General features: G+C 70.8%; 15 protein-coding genes. 9 read left to right on the top strand and 6 right to left on the bottom strand.

From position 1 onward, the window contains the following. Positions 1 to 229: 229 nt before the first annotated feature. Positions 230 to 1,921, bottom strand: coding sequence for a phospho-sugar mutase (locus tag AC1DG4_RS13985; protein WP_477421295.1), 1,692 nt, complete (start codon positions 1,919 to 1,921; stop codon positions 230 to 232). After that, entirely contained in the window at positions 1,918 to 2,748 is an 831-nt protein-coding gene (locus AC1DG4_RS13980; RefSeq protein WP_292724034.1) for a purine-nucleoside phosphorylase, read from the bottom strand. The genes AC1DG4_RS13985 and AC1DG4_RS13980 overlap by 4 nt, the downstream gene beginning before the upstream one ends. A 175-nt stretch (positions 2,749 to 2,923) precedes the next feature. Between AC1DG4_RS13980 and AC1DG4_RS13975 the strand changes: the two genes are divergently transcribed. Genes AC1DG4_RS13975 through AC1DG4_RS13965 form a run of 3 tightly spaced genes read left to right on the top strand, consistent with a single transcriptional unit; the run spans position 2,924 to position 4,949 of the window. Continuing rightward, positions 2,924 to 4,372, top strand: a complete 1,449-nt coding sequence (locus AC1DG4_RS13975) for an NAD(P)H-quinone dehydrogenase (RefSeq protein ID WP_477379736.1) — start codon at positions 2,924 to 2,926, stop codon at positions 4,370 to 4,372. 55 nt (positions 4,373 to 4,427) lie between these two features. Beyond that, positions 4,428 to 4,685, top strand: coding sequence for a type II toxin-antitoxin system Phd/YefM family antitoxin (locus AC1DG4_RS13970; protein WP_477379734.1), 258 nt, complete (start codon positions 4,428 to 4,430; stop codon positions 4,683 to 4,685). Between the two features lie 3 nt (positions 4,686 to 4,688). Next, positions 4,689 to 4,949 (top strand): Txe/YoeB family addiction module toxin, encoded by a 261-nt coding sequence (locus AC1DG4_RS13965; protein WP_477379732.1) that lies wholly within the window; start codon positions 4,689 to 4,691, stop codon positions 4,947 to 4,949. Between the two features lie 63 nt (positions 4,950 to 5,012). Here AC1DG4_RS13965 and AC1DG4_RS13960 read toward each other — a convergent pair whose 3' ends face one another. Together AC1DG4_RS13960 and AC1DG4_RS13955 are read right to left on the bottom strand one after the other, a co-directional pair. Further along, a complete protein-coding gene (locus AC1DG4_RS13960; protein ID WP_477379730.1) occupies positions 5,013 to 6,782 on the bottom strand; it encodes an acetyl/propionyl/methylcrotonyl-CoA carboxylase subunit alpha in 1,770 nt (589 codons plus the stop codon). A gap of 106 nt (positions 6,783 to 6,888) precedes the next feature. Then, positions 6,889 to 7,548, bottom strand: a complete 660-nt coding sequence (locus AC1DG4_RS13955) for a Maf family protein (RefSeq protein ID WP_477421294.1) — start codon at positions 7,546 to 7,548, stop codon at positions 6,889 to 6,891. A 78-nt stretch (positions 7,549 to 7,626) separates the two neighbouring features. On the opposite strand from AC1DG4_RS13955, the gene AC1DG4_RS13950 reads away from it, so the two are divergent. From AC1DG4_RS13950 to AC1DG4_RS13935, 4 genes are all read left to right on the top strand, one after another. Beyond that, positions 7,627 to 8,919, top strand: coding sequence for a class I SAM-dependent RNA methyltransferase (locus tag AC1DG4_RS13950; RefSeq protein ID WP_477379726.1), 1,293 nt, complete (start codon positions 7,627 to 7,629; stop codon positions 8,917 to 8,919). A gap of 71 nt (positions 8,920 to 8,990) precedes the next feature. Beyond that, positions 8,991 to 9,656: a response regulator gene (locus AC1DG4_RS13945; RefSeq protein WP_477379724.1), complete on the top strand. Its 666-nt coding sequence runs from the start codon at positions 8,991 to 8,993 to the stop codon at positions 9,654 to 9,656. Between the two features lie 62 nt (positions 9,657 to 9,718). Further along, on the top strand, positions 9,719 to 10,945 hold the full coding sequence (locus tag AC1DG4_RS13940; protein WP_477379722.1) for a sensor histidine kinase: 1,227 nt from the start codon (positions 9,719 to 9,721) through the stop codon (positions 10,943 to 10,945). Next, positions 10,942 to 11,949 carry a hypothetical protein gene (locus AC1DG4_RS13935; protein ID WP_477379720.1) on the top strand — a complete coding sequence of 336 codons (1,008 nt, stop codon included), beginning with the start codon at positions 10,942 to 10,944 and terminating at the stop codon, positions 11,947 to 11,949. The genes AC1DG4_RS13940 and AC1DG4_RS13935 overlap by 4 nt, the downstream gene beginning before the upstream one ends. A gap of 349 nt (positions 11,950 to 12,298) precedes the next feature. Here the strand turns inward: AC1DG4_RS13935 and AC1DG4_RS13930 are convergent, their stop codons facing one another. Together AC1DG4_RS13930 and AC1DG4_RS13925 are read right to left on the bottom strand one after the other, a co-directional pair. Further along, the gene (locus tag AC1DG4_RS13930; RefSeq protein ID WP_477379718.1) at positions 12,299 to 12,520 is read right to left on the bottom strand and encodes an acyl-CoA carboxylase subunit epsilon; all 222 of its coding nucleotides are present in this window, start codon (positions 12,518 to 12,520) and stop codon (positions 12,299 to 12,301) included. Further along, positions 12,517 to 14,106 (bottom strand): acyl-CoA carboxylase subunit beta, encoded by a 1,590-nt coding sequence (locus AC1DG4_RS13925; RefSeq protein WP_477379716.1) that lies wholly within the window; start codon positions 14,104 to 14,106, stop codon positions 12,517 to 12,519. The genes AC1DG4_RS13930 and AC1DG4_RS13925 overlap by 4 nt, the downstream gene beginning before the upstream one ends. Before the next feature lie 137 nt (positions 14,107 to 14,243). On the opposite strand from AC1DG4_RS13925, the gene AC1DG4_RS13920 reads away from it, so the two are divergent. Both AC1DG4_RS13920 and AC1DG4_RS13915 read left to right on the top strand, forming a co-directional pair. After that, positions 14,244 to 15,011, top strand: coding sequence for a biotin--[acetyl-CoA-carboxylase] ligase (locus tag AC1DG4_RS13920; RefSeq protein WP_477379714.1), 768 nt, complete (start codon positions 14,244 to 14,246; stop codon positions 15,009 to 15,011). Positions 15,012 to 15,190: 179 nt separating this feature from the next. Then, a complete protein-coding gene (locus tag AC1DG4_RS13915; protein WP_477379712.1) occupies positions 15,191 to 17,014 on the top strand; it encodes an ABC-F family ATP-binding cassette domain-containing protein in 1,824 nt (607 codons plus the stop codon). Positions 17,015 to 17,102: the final 88 nt, after the last annotated feature.

Here is a 17,102-nt window from a genome sequence, read left to right as displayed (position 1 = left end):
CGCCCCAAACCCGGCCTCCAAACCGGGCCGGCTGACTCCCCAAACCTGCGGCGGACTCGCAAGACGGGGCGACGCGAGGATCGTGGAGTCACACCCGCTACGAGTCCAGGGATTTCGGGGCGCATTCTGCCGTTTTGGGGCGCGCCACGCCCGGAAATCGTGGTGGGACGCGCCCCAAAACGTCGAAGCGTGCCCCAAAACGGGACCGAGGCCCGGGCGCCGCGCCGACTCAGCTCAACCGGGTCAGCAGCTCGCGGATCGCGGCGTCCAGCGCGGCGACGGCGGCGCGGGCCGCCTCGCCGGAGTCCGCGCGGGCGTCGAGGTAGACCTTGAGCTTGGGCTCTGTGCCGCTCGGGCGCACGATCACCCGGGAGCCGTCGGCGAGACGGTAGCGCAGCACGTCGCCGGCGGGCGCGCCCTCGGAGGCCGTGAGGAGGTCCTCGACCGACGAGATCGCGGTCTCGCCGAACGCGACGGGGGGATCCTGTCGCAGCGCGGCCATGATCCGGCTGATCACGGTGACGTCGTCGACGCGGATCGACACCTGCCCGCTCGCGAAGTGGCCCACCTCGGCGGCGACCTCCTCGAGCAGGTCTGCGAGCGTCGCATCGCGTCCGCGCGCCTCCGCGGCGAGCCCGAGCAGCGCGACCGCGGCGGAGATGCCGTCCTTGTCGCGCACCGTCTCCGGGTTCACGAGATAGCCCAGGGCCTCCTCATAGCCGAACGCGATGCCGGGAGCGCGGGAGATCCACTTGAAGCCGGTGAGGGTCTCGTGGAAGTCCAAGCCGTAGCGTGCGGCGACCGCGCCGAGCGCTGGGGAGGACACGAGCGAGCAGGCGAGCGAGATCCCTGGTGCGGCAGGACCGTCCGCCGTGGCCGCACGCGCGGCGCGCCAGCCGAGCAGCAGGCCGACCTCGTTGCCGGTGAGCCGGCGCCAGCCGCCCTCGGCGGTCTCGTCGGGGATGCCGACGGCGAGCCGGTCCGCATCGGGGTCGTTGGCGATCACGAGCTCAGCACCCAGCGTGCGCGCCTTCGCGAAGGCGAGGTCCATCGCGCCGGGCTCCTCCGGATTGGGGAAGGAGACCGTGCGGAAGGTGGGATCGGGGTCGCGCTGCTCGCTCACGGTCCACGGCGCGGGGTATCCGGCCTCGCCGATGATGCGGGAGAACGTCTCCCAGCCCACCCCGTGCATGGCCGTGTAGACCCAGCGCAGCCCCGCGGTGCCGACGGGGGCCGGTGCCACGGCCGCGGTCGCGGCGACGTACGCCTCGACGATGTCCTCGCCCGCGGTCTCATAGGCTTCGGAGCGCGGGATGCCCAGCGCATCGCCGCGGTCTGCCACCTGCTGGATGTGCGCGGCGATCTCCGCGTCGGCGGGCGCGACGATCTGCGAGCCGTGGTCTGCGCCGCCGAGGTACACCTTGTAACCGTTGTCGTCAGGCGGATTGTGGCTCGCGGTGACCATGACACCGGCGGCCGCGCCGAGGTGCCGCACGGCGAACGCGAGCACCGGGGTCGGCAGCAGCCGCGGAAGCAGGATCGCCCGCAGCCCTGCGCCCGCGAAGATCTCGGCCGAGTCCTTCGCGAAGATGCGGGAGTTCTTGCGTCCGTCGTATCCGATGACGACCGTCGGCGCGGAGTCCGGCGTCTTCGCCACGAGGTACGCGGCGAAGCCGGCGGCGGCCTGCGCCACGAGCACCCGKTTCATCCGGTTCGACCCGGCGGCGAGCTCGCCGCGCAGTCCTGCGGTGCCGAAGGCGAGACGCGTGGAGAAGCGGTCGGCGAGGTCGGCGAGGGCTGCCTCGTCCCCGGATCCGGCGCGCGTAATGAGACCGGCGAGCTCGTCGCGGGTCTCCGGATCCGGATCCTGACGCAGCCAGGCGCGTGCCTGCGCGAGCAGCGTCGTCTCCTGCGCGCTCACAGCGCCCCGATCACTCGTGCGAGAAGGTCCGAGATGACGGGCTCAGCCTCACGGCCGGCCTCGATCACCTCGGCGTGGCTGAGCGGGGTCTTCTGGATCCCCGCGGCGAGGTTCGTGATGAGCGAGAAGCCGAGGATCTCCATGCCGGCCTGCCGGGCGGCGATCGCCTCGAGTGCCGTGGACATGCCGACGATGTGGCCGCCGATGGCCTTCGCCATCTGCACCTCCGCCGGGGTCTCGTAGTGCGGGCCGCGGAACTGCGTGTAGACGCCCTCGTCGAGGCTCGGGTCGATCGTGCGGGCGAGGTCGCGCAGCCGCGCGCTGTACAGGTCGGTGAGGTCGATGAAGGTTGCGCCCTCGAGCGGCGAGTCCGCGGTGAGGTTGAGGTGGTCGCTGATCAGCACCGGCTGCCCCGGCTTCCAGGTCTCGCGGATCCCGCCGGCGCCGTTGGTGAGCACCATGGTCTTTGCCCCCGTGGCGGCGGCGGTGCGCACGCTGTGCACGACCCTGCGGACGCCGTGGCCCTCGTAGTAGTGGGTGCGGGCGCCGATCACGAGCACGTTCTTGCCGCCGGGGGTGACGATGCTGCGGAGCGTGCCGACGTGGCCCTCCAGCGCGGGCTTGGAGAAGCCGGTGACCTCGGTGGCGGGGATGGTCGCGACGGTCTCGCCGATGAGCTCCGCGGCCTTGCCCCAGCCGGAGCCGAGGGTGACGGCGATGTCGTGACGCTCGACGCCGGTGAGCCGGCGGATGTCGGAGGCGGCCTCTGCGGCGATCGCGAAGGGGTCGGCACTCGGGTCGTCGAGGGGGTGGTTCCAGTCAGCCATGAGATCGAGGATACGGCCCCGCGACCCGAGCGGGCGAGGAGGGCGCGGAAGAGCGGGGGTCGCGCTCGCCCGCGCTCACGACGACGCCGCAGGGACGGAACGCGCGGCGAACACGGAGGGAACGCTTTCCCGGCTGCGGGCCGGCGGATCCCGGCCGCGCCGCAGATACGGAAGAATGGATCCCATGACCTTGATGTTCGAGCGCTCCCAGCGTGTCGCCGTGCTCGGTGGCGGTCCCGGCGGTTACGAGGCGGCGCTCGCCGCCGCACAGCTCGGGGCGGAGGTGACGCTCGTCGAACGGGTCGGCGTGGGCGGATCCGCGGTGCTCACCGATGTCGTGCCCTCCAAGAGCCTGATCGCCACGGCAGACGCCGCGGTCGCGATCAGCGAGGCCACCGACCTCGGCGTGCAGTTCTACGCGAAGGGCGCCGAGGGCAAACCCCTCAAGCCGCAGGTCGCGATCAATCTCGCCGCCGTGAACAAGCGCCTGATGGCGCTCGCCGGGCAGCAGTCCGAGGACATGCGCACGACGCTTCTCGATGCGGGCGTGACGATCCTCTCCGGCCACGGCCGCCTGGACGGTCCGAACGCGATCGTCGTCGCCACCTCCGTGGACGGCACCGAGTTCGATCGCGTCGAGGCCGACACCCTCATCGTCGCCGTGGGGGCGTCTCCGCGCGAGCTGGACTCCGCCAAGCCGGACGGCGAGCGGATCCTCACCTGGACGCAGCTGTACGACATGAAGACGCTGCCGGAGCACCTCATCGTGGTCGGTTCGGGCGTCACCGGAGCCGAGTTCGCCTCGGCGTACATGAACCTCGGCGCCAAGGTCACCCTGATCTCCAGCCGCGACCAGGTGCTCCCCGGCGAGGATCAGGACGCGGCGCACGTGCTCGAGAAGGTCTTCAAGCGCGGGGGCATGCAGGTGCTGTCCAAGTCCCGCGCCGACAAGGTCGAGCGCTCGGCGGACGGCGTGACCGTGACGCTGTCGGACGGCCGGACGGTCGATGGCAGCCACTGCCTGATGGCGGTCGGATCCATCCCGAACACGGCGGGGATCGGCCTGGAGGACGTCGGCGTCGAGCTGACCGCGTCGGGCCACATCCGCGTCAACAGGGTCGCGCGCACCTCGGTCTCCAACATCTACGCGGTCGGCGACTGCACGAACTTCTTCCCGCTCGCCTCCGTGGCCTCGATGCAGGGCCGCACGGCCGTGTTCCACGCGCTCGGCGACATCGTGATCCCGCTCGAGAAGCTGAAGATCACCGCCAACATCTTCACCGCCCCGGAGATCGCCACGATCGGGTTCTCCGAGAAGGACATCGAGGACGGCGTGGCCGACGGCATCGCCTACAAGCTCCCTCTCGCCGCCAACCCGCGCGCCAAGATGCAGGGGATCCGGGACGGCTTCGTGAAGATCATCGCGCGCAAGGGATCCGGCACGGTCATCGGCGCCGTGATCGTCGCCCCGCGTGCGTCGGAGCTGATCTACCCGCTCGCGATCGCCGTGGAGCGCCGCCTCAACGTCGACCAGGTGTCGCGCGTGTTCGCCGCCTACCCGTCGATCACGAGCAGCATCACCGACGCCACCCGTGCGATGCACCAGGTCTACATCGCGAACTGACCCTTGTTCAGGCGGGTCACCACGCGTACAATTTCTTGTACGTAGGGAGATCCGTATGAAGACCATGGGGTACAGCGAGTCGCGGCGCCGCTATGCGGAGGTGCTGGACTCGGTCGTCGACGATCGAGAAGAGATCGTGATCACTCGCGCGGGGCACGAGTCCGCGGTGATCGTCTCGCTCGACGAATACCAGTCACTCAAAGAGACGGCGTACCTCATGCGCTCACCGTCGAACGCGCGGCGTCTCCTCGAGTCCATCGAACGGCTCGAATCCGGAGGCGGCGAAGAGCGCGGCATGCTCGAAGCCGAGTGACGGATGCGGCTGGTCTGGGACGCGAACGCCTGGGAGGACTATCTGTGGTGGCAGATTCAGGATCGAAAGATCCTGAAGCGCATCAACGTACTGATCGCCGACATCGTCCGCCACGGCAACGAGGGCATCGGGAAGCCGGAGCCTCTGAAGCACGAGTTCTCCGGCTACTGGTCGCGGCGGATCACCGAAGAGCACCGTCTGGTCTACCGCGTGACCGAGACGGACGTGCTGATCGCCGCCTGCCGGTACCACTACGGCCGCTGATCCGCTGATCCATCCGTCGCTTCGGTGCTCGCGTCCTGGCACCGTTCGCGTGTGCGGATCGACTCAGCTGATCGTGAGGAGCTGGTGGCCGGCCGACACGGTCGCGCCGGCGTCGGCGTTGATGTTGCCGATGACGCCGTCCTTGTGCGCCTGCAGCGGCTGCTCCATCTTCATCGCCTCGAGCACGACCACGAGATCGCCCTTGACGACCTGCTGTCCCTCCTCGACCGCGATCTTGACGACCGTGGCCTGCATCGGCGACTTCACCGCGTCGCCGGACGCCCCGGCGTTCACGGTCTTGGCGTGGCTGCGGCGCGATGGCGGCACCGCCGCGGGGCGCCCGCCCGTGCCCACGACGGAGGCGGCGACGCGATCGGGCAGACTGACCTCGAGACGCTTGCCGGCGACCTCGACGACGACCGTGTGCCGGCCCTTGGACTCGGCCGCGGCCTCCAGCTCGCCGTCCCACGCGGGGATGTCGTTCACGAACTCGGTTTCGATCCAGCGCGTGTAGACGCCGAAGCGGCCGTCCTCGGCGGTGAAGGCGGGGTCGTTCACGACCTTGCGGTGGAATGGCAGCACGGTCGGCAGACCGGAGACCTCGAACTCGTCGAGGGCGCGTCGCGAGCGCTCGAGCGCCTCGGCACGGTCCTTGCCGGTCACGACGATCTTCGCGAGCAGGGAGTCGAACGCGCCGGAGACGACGTCGCCTGCGGTCACCCCCGAGTCCAGGCGCAGGCCGGGGCCGCCGAAGGTCTTGAAGACGTGGATCGGCCCGGGCTGCGGCAGGAAGCCCCGACCCGGGTCCTCGCCGTTGATGCGGAACTCGATCGAGTGGCCCTGCGGGGCGGGGTCGTCGTAGTCGATGGTGCCGCCGGCCGCGATGCGGAACTGCTCGCGGACGAGGTCGATGCCGGTGACCTCCTCGGAGACCGGGTGCTCGACCTGCAGTCGGGTGTTCACCTCGAGGAAGGACACCGTGCCGTCGGCGCCGATGAGGAACTCGCAGGTGCCGGCGCCGACGTAGCCGACCTCCTTGAGGATGGCCTTGGACGCCGAGTACAGCAGGGTGTTCTGCTCCTCGGTGAGGAACGGAGCCGGCGCCTCCTCGACGAGCTTCTGGTGGCGGCGCTGCAGCGAGCAGTCGCGCGTCGAGATGACGACGACGTTGCCCTCGGCATCGGCGAGGCACTGGGTCTCGACGTGCCGCGGCTTGTCGAGGTACTTCTCCACGAAGCACTCGCCGCGGCCGAAGGCGGCGACGGCCTCGCGGGTGGCGGACTCGAACATCTCGGCGACCTCGTCGAGCTCGCGTGCGACCTTGAGGCCGCGCCCGCCGCCGCCGTATGCGGCCTTGATCGCGATGGGCAGGCCGACCTCCTCGGCGAACGCGACCACCTCGGCGGCCGTCTCGACCGGGCCGGGGGTGCCTGGCGCGAGCGGCGCGCCCACCTTCTCGGCGACGTGGCGCGCGGTGACCTTGTCGCCCAGCGCCTCGATGGCCTCGGGGGAGGGGCCGATCCACACCATGCCCGCGCCGATCACGGCACGGGCGAAGTCGGCGTTCTCGGCGAGGAAGCCGTAGCCGGGATGCACGGCGTCGGCCCCGGCGCGGCGGGCCACCGACAGGATCTTGTCGATCTGCAGGTACGTCTCGGCGCTCGTGGATCCGTCGAGGGCGTAGGCCTCGTCGGCGAGACGGGTGTGCATGGCGTCACGGTCCTGGTCCGCGTAGACGGCGACGGAGGAGAGACCGGAGTCGCGCGCGGCGCGGATGATGCGGACGGCGATCTCGCCGCGGTTGGCGACGAGCACCTTGGCGATGTCAGGCATGAATGTCAGCCTATCGACAGCACCGCCGATATTTTTGACGACTCTCCACAAGAATCGGCGTGTAACCCTTCCTGGATCCTACGAACCAGGTCCTCCGGAAAAGGCGTCAGGAGGAGTGCGGCACGGCGTTCCACAGGTCGGTCCAGCGGATCCCGAGCCGTCCGGCGAGATGCCGGAGGGTGGACAGCGACATGCCGACGACCGTGGAGGGATCGCCGTCGACCCGCTCGATGAAGGCGCCGCCCAGGCTGTCCACGGTGAAGGCGCCGGCCACGAGCAGCGGCTCCCCGGTGGCGACGTACCGCTCGAGCTCCGCGTCGTCGATGTCGGCGGCGAACGTCACGGCCGCCTCCGCGACCGCGTGCGCCTCCTCGGCGGGCTCGCCAGGACGCACCAGGATGACGCTGTGCCCGGAGTGCAGCACTCCGGTCCGGCCGCGCATGGCGTGCCAGCGCGCGAGCGCACGCTCCGGCGTGTGCGGCTTGCCGTGCACCTCGCCGTCGAGCTCGAACATGGAGTCGCCGCCGATCACGATCCCGTCGAACTCCGGATGCGTGTCACGGATCCGCGCGGCGACGTCGGCGGCCTTCGCACGCCCCAGCAGCAGCACGACCTCTTCCGGCGCGAGCGCCCGGCCGAGCCGGTCCGCTTCGGCGGCGGCGACCGCGTCCTCGTCCACGTCGGGGCTCAGGCACAGCGGTTCGATACCGCTCTGCCGCAGGAGAGCGAGCCGGGCGGGAGAGGTGGRGGCGAGGCATACGCGCATGAGCCCACGCTAGCGGTGCGGCCATCGCGGATCCGGATCCGGCGGCGGGAGGGCGCCGAGGTCTGGGATGATCGAGGGGTGACCGACCCTTCGACTGGCTCAGGGACCGACGCGTCCGAGGGCGCCCTTCTCGACCTCGACGTGACCGCCATCGCGCACGGCGGCGTCTTCATCGCCCGGCACGAGGGGCGCGTGGTGTTCGTCTCGGACGCGATCCCCGGTGAACGGGTGCGCGCCCGGCTGACCGACCCTTCGCCCGGCTCTTCCGCCGACGGCGCCGACACGCGTTCGTTCTGGCGGGCCGAGACCGTCGAGGTGCTCGACGCGTCGGAGCACCGGCGCCCGCACGTATGGCCGGAGGCCGACGTGTCGCGCGCGCCCGAGAGGCGCCCCGGCGGCGCAGACCTCGGACACATCGACATCGCGCACCAGCGCGTGCTCAAGCGCCGGGTGCTGCAGGAGGCGCTGGACCGCTTCGCCGGGGGAGGGATCGACGCTCCGGCGGTCGAGGCAACCGGAACCGACGAGAACTGGCGCACGAGGGTCACCCTGCACGTCGACGACGAGGGGCGGATCGGCCCCTTCGCCGCGCGCAGCCACCGCGTGGTGCCGGTCGCCGAGCACGTGCTCGCCCGACCCGCGATCGACGCCGTGGCGCGCGAGCTGCGCGGGCTGCCCGAAGGCCGGATCGAGCTCGTCGAGCCCGCCGACGGCGAGGTGCGGCGGGTGCTGCGCACCGAGGCCGAGCGCATCGCGCACGGCACTAGAGGACGACGGGGGCCGCGGCGCCCCGCTCCCGAGGCCATCGTCGAGCGCGTGGGCGAGCGCTCCTTCACGCTCGACGCCGACGGCTTCTGGCAGATCCACCCGGCCGCAGCGTCGCTCCTCGACGGAGCCGTCGCCGAGCTGCTCGACGGGCGGGTCGATCCGGACGCCGCGCATCTGGACCTGTACGGCGGCGTCGGCCTGTTCGCGGCCACTCTGGCGCGGCTCGGCGCGCAACGGATCACCACGGTCGAATCCGCCCCTCGTGCCACCCGGCACGCCGCAGCGAACCTCCGCGATCTCGGCGTCCAGGCGGTCACCGCACGCGTGGACCGCTTCCTGCGTGCGGACGACGCGGCGACCGAGGGTGTCGCCGGCGGCGCCGTGATCCTGGATCCGCCCCGCTCCGGTGCCGGACGCGCCGTCGTCGAGGACGTCGCCGCGCTGGATCCGGCGGCGATCGCCTACGTGGCCTGCGATCCTGTCGCGCTCGCCCGGGATCTCGCCACGTTCCGCGGGCTCGGGTTCGAGCCGCGTGCGCTCCGCGCCTTCGACCTGTTCCCGCACTCCCACCACCTGGAGACCGTGGCGCTGCTCACGCGGTGAGCCCGCTCAGGAGGGCGGCCACGGCGGATGAGGGAGCGTGGACCCGCCGGGCCACGGGATAGGGTGAGACCGTGAGCAGCGTAGCCCTGATCGACGACCACGAGTCCGTTCGTCTGGGACTCGCCGCCGCGCTCGAGAGGGCGTCCTTCGACGTCGTCTTCGCGGGCGCCGGCGTCGCCGAGTACCTCGATGCACGAAGCCGCGCGGGCAATGCGCCCGCCGATGTGGTGGTGCTCGATCTCACCCTGGGCGATGGCACGACCGTGACCGAGAACGTCACCCGGCTCGTCGTCGACGGATCCAGTGTGGTCATCCACAGCGTCGCCGACCGACCGGTATCTGTGCGCGAGGCGCTCGCCGCAGGCGCCGCCGGGGTCATCAGCAAGTCCTCGCCACTGGATGACGTGATCGCCGCCGTGCGCACGGTCGCGCGGGGCGAGGCGCTCAACAACGTGGAGTGGGCGAACGCGGTCGACGGCGACACGGCGTTCGCGGACGCGCAGCTGTCCACCCGTGAGCGCGAGGTGCTCCGCCTGTACGCGACGGGCCTGCCGCTCAAGGTCGTGGCGGAGCGGCTCGGCGTCGCCTATTCGACGGCCAAGGAGAACATCACCCGCATCAGGGTCAAGTACGTCGAGGTCGGGCGCCCCGCGCCCACCAAGGTCGACCTGCTGCGGCGCGCGATGGAGGACGGCATCGTGGAGACGGCGCAGGAGGATCCGCAGGGTGTCGCCTGAGCCGAGCGGGCGTCGCAGGGGAGCGGCCGCGGTGAGCGCACCGCCACCGAGGGGCTGAGCGCGTGTCGGCGGATCAGGGCCTCAGAGAGGCGTGGGAGAAGATCCCCACGCCGGGCGAGGTCGGACAGGAGCTCGAGCGCTTCGCCGGACGGCGGATGGAGCGCATCATCGCGATCGTCGTCGGGGTCGGCGCGCTCGCGCTCGGCACCCAGGCGCTGGTGAACGCGCTCGTCAAGATGCGGGTCGTGGACACTCCGCACGTCGGGATGATGGCGCTGGTGTTCGTGCCGTGGCTCGCGATGCTCGTGGGCTGCACGCTCGGGCGCGGGGTGCGCCTGACGGCCGGGATCTTCTTCGTCGCGTACCTCGTCGACCTGCTGCTGTGGCCGTTCGTGGCGACTCACAAGGACGTCGTGCCGACGGATCAGCCGTGGATCTTCTTCCTCGTCAACGTGGCCGGCGTCGCGGCGGTCGTCGCCTTCCCGCTCGGCGTGCAGGTCGTGTGGGCCCTCGTCGGCCCGTTCATCTACGGCGCCGTGCGACTCGTGCAGGGCGACTTCGGACCGGACTTCTGGATCGTCACGGCGTTCGACGTGTCGTTCACGCTGATCCTCGGGCTCGTGCTGGTCGCCCTGGGCTGGATGTTCCGTTCGGTCGCGAACGGCGTCGACGACGCTCGGGGGCGCGCGGTCGCCCTCTACACCGAGGCCGCCTCCGCCGAAGCGGTCGAGCACGAACGCGTGGCCGTGGCCGCGCTCATGCACGACAGCGTTCTCGCCGCGCTGATCGCGGCCGAGCGTGCAGGGACGGACCGGGAGCGCGCCCTCGCCACGGACATGGCACGCGAGGCCCTGACCCGTCTCGCGAACGCCGAGGCCCCGGCGCAGGAGGGCAGCGACGAGCCGGTGGAGGTCGAGCTCCTCGCCGAGGATCTTCGCCGCGCCGTGACGCAGATGGGGCTGACGGTGGAGGTCGAGCAGTTCGGCCACGGCGCGGTCCCCGACCGCGTCGCCCGCGCGATGGCGCTCGCCGCGCGGCAGGCGATCGGCAATGCGGTCGCGCATGCTTCCGCCCGCGGACTGGCCGTGGTCGTCGAGGGACACGGCGACACGGGGCTCACCGTCAAGGTCAGCGATACCGGCAGCGGGTTCGACCCCTCCCAGGTCGGGGCGGACCGGCTCGGGATCCGCGCCTCGATCCTCGCCAGGATGGCGGCGGTCGGAGGCACCGCCACGATCGACTCGGACCGTCGCGGCACGGTCGTCACGCTGGGCTGGTCGCGGATATGAGGCTCACCGTCCGCATCGTCGCGACCGGGCTCGCACTCGTGTTCGCCTGCTACTTCTCCGCGCGGGCGCTGTGGTGGACCACGCCGCCGCCGCGTCCGCTGCTCGTGCTGCTCTCGGTCCTGATCTACCTGGTGTCGTTCGCCGTGATCGCGATCGTCGGCGCCGCTCGCGTGATCAAGATGCCCGGCTGGGCCGCCGGCCTGGCGCTCGCGTCCGCGATCGCGATCCCGCAGCTGAGCAACCTCGGCCTGGATCCGGGCGCACTGCGTGCTCCCTACGCCACCTGGTACATCGGCTCGGTGGGACTGATCGGCGTGGTCTGCATCGTTCGCCGCCGCCCGCTCGCCGGATGGCTGGTCCTGCTGCTGCTCACGATCGCGTCGACGGCGTGGATCGGGATACTCGACTCGCTCGGCCTCGGGCTCGTCGGATCCACGGTGTGGATGGTGATCGCCCAGTTGATGGTCGCCTTCTGGCGGCGCGCGGTGCAGGATACGGACCGCCTCGCGGGGATCCAGCAGGCGGCGTCGGCCTGGCAGGCGACCCAGATCGTCCGCCAGCGTGAGCGCCGCGAACGCGTCCAGTACGCGCTCGCGGTCGCGGGTCCGATCCTCACCAGGGTCATCGCGACCCGGGGAGATCTGTCCGTCGAGGAGCGGCAGGAGGCTCACCTGTCCGAGGGGCGGCTCCGCGACGAGATCCGGGGCGGAGAGCTTCTCAACGAGCGCGCCCGCGCGGCGATCGAGACGGCGCGCGCGAGGGGCGCCACCGTGACCGTGTTCGACGACGGCGGGCTGGAGGGCCTCGACGATCGCACCAAGGGCCTGATCCGCGAGGAGCTGGCGGATGTGCTCGCGGACTCGTCCTCCGCGCGCCTGATCATCCGCGCCCCGAAGGACGCGCGGATCGCGGTCACCGTGGTCGGACGCTCTGCCGCGGGGGAGTCCTCCGACGAGGACTCGGTCGAGCTGTGGCACGAGATCCCTCGCTCGCGCGAGAAGTGATCTTTCCGCGGACCCGCCCGCGCTGACCGGTGGGGAGGGCGAGCTTTCGCTCGATTCCCGCGTGCAGGAGGCTTGACGCCCCGCAGGCAGGAAGAAGAAAGGGCGMGGGGCGGCGAAGCCGCCCGCCCCTCGCCAGGCGCGGAACAGTTACCCGAAAACTGCCCGCTGAGACCGGAGATCGTCTACCTACCCTGTGGCAGAGATCCGGCCGAACGCGAAGCGTTGCAAGAAAGAGTCTTCCGGGTTGCAAGGGGGATGTCTGTAGGTATTTTGGGGGACAAATTCAGACGGAGGCGAATATCCCGTCACTGCCCCTGAGAAACCCCGTGCGTGCCGTGCAGCGGCGCGCTCAGCCGGAGAAGCGGCCCCAGGGGATGTCCCGTCGCAGCGGTGCCCGCAGCGCGCGTTGCGTGCGGCCCCACGCCGACACGGGCTTCTCGGCGGCCACGGCATCGGCCTCTTCCGCGACGAACGCCTCGGAGAGCACGGCGATGAGCGCCGCGAGCTCTTCTTCTGAGGCCGAGCCGCGCAGCACCTGGATCTCGACCGCCTCGTCGTCCTCCGCGCTCACAGCGGGATGTTCCCGTGCTTCTTCGGGGGCAGCTCCGCGCGCTTGCCCCGCAGCGCCCGCAGCGCCTTCGCGATCGAGACGCGCGTGTTGGCCGGCTCGATGACGCCGTCGATCTCGCCGCGCTCGGCGGCCAGGAACGGGCTGGTGACGTTGTAGGTGTACTCGTTGGCGAGGCGGGTGCGGACGGCGGCGACGTCTTCGCCGGCCTCCTCTGCACGCTTGATCTCACCGCGGTAGAGGATGTTCACCGCGCCCTGGCCGCCCATGACGGCGATCTCCGCCGTGGGCCAGGCAAGGTTGACATCAGCGCCGAGCTGCTTGGAGCCCATGACGATGTAGGCGCCGCCGTAGGCCTTGCGCAGGATCACGGTCACGAGGGGCACCGTGGCCTCGGCGTAGGCGTAGATGAGCTTGGCGCCGCGGCGGATCACGCCGGTCCACTCCTGATCGGTGCCGGGAAGGTAGCCCGGCACGTCCACGAGCGTGACGATCGGGATCGAGAAGGCGTCGCAGAACCGCACGAAGCGGCTGGCCTTCTCGCCGGCCTCGATGTTGAGCGTGCCCGCCATCTGCGAGGGCTGGTTGGCGATGATGCCGACCGAGCGGCCCTCGACGCGGCCGAAGCCGATCACGATGTTCGGGGCGAAGAGCGGCTGCACCTCGAGGAACTCACCGTCATCGACGACGCGCTCGATGACGGTGTGGATGTCATAGGGCTGGTTCGCGGAGTCCGGGATCAGCGTGTTGAGCGTGCGATCGGCGTCGGTGGTCTCGAACTCGAAGTCGTTGGAGTACGAGGGCAGCTCCGCCATGTTGTTGTCCGGCAGGAAGCCGAGCAGCGTGCGGGCGTAGTCGATCGCGTCGTCCTCGTCCTCGGCGAGGTAGTGCGCGACGCCGGAGCGGGTGTTGTGCGTGTACGCGCCGCCGAGCTCCTCCATGCCGACGTCCTCGCCGGTGACGGTCTTGATGACGTCGGGGCCGGTGACGAACATCTGGCTGGTCTTGTCGACCATGATCACGAAGTCGGTCAGCGCCGGGCCGTACACGGCGCCGCCGGCGGCGGGGCCCATGATGATCGAGATCTGTGGGATCACGCCGGAGGAGCGGGTGTTCGCACGGAAGATCTCGCCGTACTTGCTGAGCGCGAGCACGCCCTCCTGGATGCGGGCGCCGCCCGAGTCGAGGATGCCGATGATGGGCACGCCGCTGCGCAGCGCGAACTCCATGATCTTGATGATCTTGTCACCGGAGACCTCTCCGAGCGAGCCGCCGAAGGTCGTGAAGTCCTGCGAGTAGACCGCGATGGTACGACCGTTGATCGTGCCGACGCCGGTGACGACGGAGTCGCCGTAGGGCCGGTTCTTGTCCATGCCGAACGCGGTCGTGCGGTGCCGCACGTACTCGTCGAACTCGACGAAGCTGCCGGGGTCCACCAGCAACTCGATGCGCTCGCGGGCGGTCATCTTGCCCTTGGCGTGCTGCTTCTCCTTCGCCCTCGCCTCGGCCGCGACGACGGCCTCGTCGTAGCGGGCGCGCAGGTCGGCGATCTTGCCGGCGGTCGTATAGAGGTCAGGCTTGTCCGTCACAGTTTCCACATTAGCGCCGGGGCCCGGGCGCCCGTTGGATGAGAGGCACAACACCGGAGCCGGATCCTCTGTGCGGACCCTCTGATCGACGCCGTCCATCCGAAGATGCCGCCGACCCCCGCGGATAGGGTGACCGGATGAGCTTCCCGCACAGCACCGCGGCCGCCGCGCGTCTCGAGATCGTCGCCTCCACCGGATCCACGAACGCCGATCTGCGCGCGCATGCGGGTGACGAGGTCGGCTGGCCGCACCTGTCCGCGATCCTCACCGAGGACCAGGTCGCGGGCCGTGGTCGCCTCGACCGCGTGTGGACGACGCCGGCCGGATCCGCGCTGGCCCTGTCGGTGCTGCTGCGGGTGCCGCGGGTTCCCGTCGCCGAGCGCGGCTGGATCCCGCTCGCGGCGGGTCTCGCGATGGCCGATGCGATCGCCGCTCAGCTCCCCGAGCGGAGCGTAGGCGTCAAGTGGCCGAACGACGTGCTGGTGGGCGACCGCAAGATCTGCGGCATCCTCGCCGAGGCCACCGGATCCGACGTCGTGATCGTCGGGTCCGGCGTCAACACCGCGATGACGGCGGAGCAGCTCCCGGTCGAGACGGCGACCTCGTTCGCCGTCGAGGGGGTGCAGGCCGATCTCGACCTGCTCGTCGCCGGCTACCTGGCCCGGCTGGACGGGTGGATCGAGGGGCTCTCGGAGCACGGCTCGGCCGTCGCGAGCGGTCTGCGCGACGCCGTCGCCGCGCGCTGCGTCACGCTCGGCCGGACCGTGCGCGTGATGCTCCCGGGCGGCACCGACCTGGTCGGCGAGGCGACGGAGCTCGGCGCGGACGGCTGCCTGATCGTGTCGGCGCAGGGAATGGAGCACCGCATCGCCGCCGGCGATATCGTGCACCTGCGCCTCGCCTGAGCGGGCCTCGCCGGGTCCGCCGGCTTGCCGATCGCACGGGATCCTGTCGAGCCCACGGGATCCTGACGCGAACACCCCGTGCACTCGGCAGGATCCCGTGCTTTCGCGCGCGGCGGCACGGGCGGACCAGCCCGCCTCGGAGCGCGGCGCGGGGCGGGCCGACTACCCTGGAAGCCGACATGGCACATCTCCTCGGGGCCGAAGGCCTCCATCTCGAGTTCCCCACCCGGATCGTCTTTGACTCCGTCACCCTCGGCATCGAAGAGGGAGATCGGATCGGCATCGTCGGCCGCAACGGCGACGGCAAGTCCAGCCTGCTCGCGATGCTCGCCGGACGCCTGGAACCCGATGGCGGACGCGTGACCATGCGCGGCGGCACCACGATCGGAGTGCTCGACCAGGCGGACGTGCTCGATGACGCGCTCACGGTCGGCGGGGTGATCGTCGGCGACACCCCGGAGCACGAGTGGGCGGGGGATCCGAAGGTCCGCGATGTGATCGACGGTCTCGTGAGCGACCTGGACTGGAACGCCTCCATCGCGGATCTCTCCGGCGGCCAGCGCCGCCGCGTCGCGCTCGCGCAGCTGCTCGCCGGCGACTGGGACGTCGTCGCTCTCGACGAGCCGACCAACCACCTCGACGTGGAGGCGATCGGCTGGCTCGCGGAGCACCTGAAGAAGCGCTGGTCGGCGAGCCAGGGCGCGCTCATGGTCGTGACGCACGACCGATGGTTCCTGGACGAGGTGTGCACCGAGACCTGGGAGGTGCACGACCGGATCGTCGAACCCTTCGAGGGCGGCTACGCGGCCTACATCCTGCAGCGCGTCGAGCGCGACCGGATGGCGTCGGCGACCGAAGCCAAGCGGCAGAACCTCGCGCGCAAGGAGCTCGCCTGGCTGCGTCGCGGCGCTCCTGCCCGCACGTCGAAGCCGAAGTTCCGCATCGATGCGGCGAACGAGCTCATCTCCGACGAGCCCGAGGTCCGCGACCGCATCGCCCTGCAGTCGCTCGCCGTGTCGCGGCTCGGCAAGGAGGTCGTCGATCTCATCGACGCCGGCGTCACCTTCCCGGCCTCCGCATCGACGCCGGAGCGCGAGGTGCTGCGCGACGTCGAGTGGCGGATCGCACCGGGGGAGCGCACCGGCATCCTCGGCGTCAACGGCGCGGGCAAGTCGACGCTGCTCGGTCTCGTGGCCGGCACGCTGGCGCCCACGAGCGGCAGGGTCAAGCACGGCAAGACCGTGCAGGTGCGCACCCTCACCCAGCGCCTGGACGAGCTGCAGGACGTCTGGGACGAACCCGTGCGCATCGTGATCGGGCGACTGCGCACGACCTACACGTTCGGGACCGGATCCAAGGCGGCCGAGCTGACGCCGGGCCAGCTGCTGGAGAGGCTGGGCTTCTCGTCGGCGCAGCTCTCCACCCCCGTCAAGGACCTCTCGGGCGGCCAGCAGCGCCGGCTGCAGCTGCTGCTGGTCCTGCTCGACCAGCCCAACGTGATGATCCTCGACGAGCCCACGAACGACATGGACACCGACATGCTCGCGGCCATCGAGGATCTGCTCGACTCCTGGCCCGGCACGCTTCTCGTCGTGAGCCACGACCGCTACTTCCTGGAGCGGGTGACGGACCAGCAGTACGCGATCCTCGACCGGCGCCTGCGCCACCTGCCGGGCGGAGTGGACGAGTACCTGCGGCTGCGGGCTCTCGAGCAGGCGCACCAGAAGGCGCCTGCGACAGGATCCGCCTCCGCGTCCGCGCCGGCCGCCGAGTCCGCCCTGAGCGGCGCCGATCGTCGCACGGCCGAGAAGGAGCTGACCGCCCTCGAACGCCGCATGCAGAAGCTCGCCGAGCAGATCGACCGCGCCAAGCACGCCCTCGCCGACCACGATCAGGCCGACTACGCCGGCCTCGGCGAGAAGATGAAGGAGATCTCCGCTCGGGAGGCCGAGGTCGAGGAGCTCGAACTGCGCTGGTTCGAACTCACCGATCAGCTGGGCTGAGCGCCGAGGGATCCGCAGGGCGACTCCGAAAGGGGAAGTTCGTCGTGCGCGTAGCCCGGTTGCGTCTAATGCAACGGGTGTTGCGTCA

Source organism: Microbacterium sp. 05N427, from assembly GCF_056397105.1.
The sequence above is the reverse complement of the archived record's forward strand: the minus strand, read 5'-3'. Positions and strand labels throughout refer to the sequence as shown.